Source organism: Bradyrhizobium sp., assembly GCF_019242285.1.
Lineage (GTDB): Bacteria > Pseudomonadota > Alphaproteobacteria > Rhizobiales > Xanthobacteraceae > Bradyrhizobium.
The window spans coordinates 1-2,301 of sequence record NZ_JAFAVV010000808.1; the positions used below are offsets into that span (position 1 = coordinate 1).

The window sequence follows — 2,301 nt, forward strand, 5'->3', positions numbered from 1 at the left end:
GTTCTTCGGCATCACGCCGAGCTTCGCCACCATCTACCTCATCTTCTTTCTGATCGTGGTCGCGGTCGGCGGGCTCGGCAGCCTGAAGGGAACGCTCGTTGCGGCGGTCGTCCTCGGCGTTATCGATACCGGCGGTAAATACGTCTACGCGGGCGGCGGCGGGTTCTTCATCTACGCGGCGACGGTGCTGATTCTGCTGTTCAAGCCGACGGGGTTTTACGGCCGTGAATGATCAAGCGGGCGCATGAGCACGGCGCTGCAAAGCCCGCCGGCGCCGCGCCAACGGGCCATCGACTTTCTCGCGCGCCGACATCGCTTCAAGCCGGCGGAAGCCTTGCCGTGGGTGCTGGCGATCGCCGCCTACTTCGTCTTCCCCGACCGCATGACGTTCGGGACGCAGGTGCTGATCGGCGTAATGTTCGCGCTCTCGCTCGATCTGATCCTCGGCTATGCGGGCATCGTCACGCTCGGGCATGCGGCGTTCTTCGGCCTGGGCGCCTATGCGGTAGGCCTCCTCGACACCCGCTACGGCTACGGCGAGCCGATCAGCGGATTGTTTGCTGCGGCCGCCGTGGCAGCGATCGCCGGCTTCCTCTCGGGCCTCGTGCTGCTGCGTTATCGCGGCCTCGCGCTGTTGGTGCTCACGCTTTCAACCACCATCCTGCTGCAGGAAGTCGGCAACCTGTTCAAGGATTTCACCGGCGGCTACGACGGCATTCCGGGCATTACGATCTGGCCGCTGTTCGGCGTGTTCGATTATGACCTCTACGGCCACACCAACTACATCTATTGCGGGGTGGTGCTGTTCGTCCTGTTCTACGTGGTCCGGCGCATCGTCTACTCGCCGTTCGGCGAGGCGCTCGCCGGCATCCGCGAGAACGTCAATCGCATGCATGCGATCGGCTCGCCGGTGCGCTGGCGCCTTGTCATCGTCTACACCATCGCCGCGGCTATTTCCGGCGTTTCCGGCGCGCTGTTCACGCAGACCAATGCCTACGCCACACTCGGCGTGTTCGATTTCGACCGCAGCGCCGGCGTCATGATCATCCTGATCCTGGGTGGCACCGGCCGGCTCTACGGCGCGTTCGCGGGCGGCGTCATCTATATGCTGCTCGAGGATTATCTCTCCAAGGCCAGCCCCGAGTTCTGGCAGTTCGGCATCGGCTTCGTGCTGGTGCTGGTCGTATTGTTTGCGCGCCGCGGTTTGTTTGGTCTGGTCGAAGACCTAGGCGCCCGCTTCCGGACGCAGAAATCATGACCGCCGCGCTCGAAATCCGGGGGCTGCATAAGAGTTTCGGCGCGCTCGCCGTCACCCGTGACGTCAATCTCACATTGGAGCGCGGCGCCCGTCAGGCGCTGATCGGGCCCAATGGCGCCGGCAAGACGACGCTGGTGAACCTGATCACCGGCGTGCTGCAGCCCAATTCGGGCCAGGTGCTGCTCGATGGCGAGGATATCACTCGGCTCTCGCAGGCCAAGCGCACGCGGCGTGGCATCGCCCGCACGTTTCAGATCAATCAGCTGTTCCGCGGCCTTACGGTGCTGGAGAACGTCTATCTCGCCGTCGCCGAGCGCACGGGTGCCTGCAACAAATTGTGGCGCCCGGCCGGCGCCGAGCGCGCCGTTATTGCTGAAGCATTGGCACACCTGGATTCGCTGCGACTTGCGGACGACGCGCTCAAGCTCGTGCGCGAGCTCCCCTATGGCCGCCTGCGGCTGGTGGAGATCGCCATCGCGCTGGCGCTGCGCCCAAAGGTGTTGTTGTTGGACGAGCCCGCCGCCGGCGTGCCGTCGTCGGAGAGCCATCTCATCCTCGATGTGATTGCCGGCCTCGATCCGGACATCGCGATCCTGATCATCGAGCACGACATGGACGTGGTGTTCCGCGTGGCCAAGCGCATCACCGTTCTGGTGCAAGGCGCGGTGCTGACCGACGGCACGCCGGCCGAGATCGTGGCGGATGAACGCGTACGCGCGGTCTATCTGGGCGAAGAGGCGCGTCATGGCTAGCGCCGCATTGGAGCTCGCGGGCGTGTTCGCCGGCTACGGCGAAACCGTCGTGCTCGAAGACGTGCGCCTCGCGCTTGGCGAGGGCGAGACGCTCTCCATCATCGGCCGCAACGGCGTCGGCAAGACGACGCTGCTCGCAACCGTGATGGGCCACACGACCCTGCACGGCGGCGCTATCAACCTGCACGGCCGCGATATCGCCAGGCTGAAGCCGCACCGGCGCTCCTGGGCCGGGCTCGGCTACGTGCCGCAGGAGCGCGAGATCTTTCCCTCGCTGTCGCTACGGGAAAA

General features: G+C 65.2%; 3 protein-coding genes and 1 pseudogene. All 4 read left to right on the top strand.

The features are described from left to right. Window positions 1-232: pseudogene (locus tag JOY90_RS33090) on the top strand (branched-chain amino acid ABC transporter permease); the annotation flags it as partial. Window positions 233-244: 12 nt separating this feature from the next. Further along, complete coding sequence (locus JOY90_RS33095) at window positions 245-1,258, top strand: branched-chain amino acid ABC transporter permease (protein ID WP_291695300.1); 1,014 nt, start codon at window positions 245-247, stop codon at window positions 1,256-1,258. Beyond that, the gene (locus JOY90_RS33100; RefSeq protein WP_291695301.1) at window positions 1,255-2,010 is read left to right on the top strand and encodes an ABC transporter ATP-binding protein; all 756 of its coding nucleotides are present in this window, start codon (window positions 1,255-1,257) and stop codon (window positions 2,008-2,010) included. Before JOY90_RS33095 ends, JOY90_RS33100 begins: the two co-directional genes overlap by 4 nt. Further along, a partial coding sequence (locus JOY90_RS33105) for an ATP-binding cassette domain-containing protein (RefSeq protein WP_291695302.1) occupies window positions 2,003-2,301 on the top strand: 299 nt, incomplete at its 3' end. The genes JOY90_RS33100 and JOY90_RS33105, both read left to right, overlap by 8 nt.

What these genes read in the sequence shown, in the direction of transcription:
- JOY90_RS33100 (WP_291695301.1), top strand. Translation starts at nt 1,255, where the DNA reads ATGACCGCCGCGCTCGAAATCCGGGGGCTGCATAAGAGTTTCGGCGCG.
- JOY90_RS33095 (WP_291695300.1), top strand. Translation starts at nt 245, where the DNA reads ATGAGCACGGCGCTGCAAAGCCCGCCGGCGCCGCGCCAACGGGCCATC.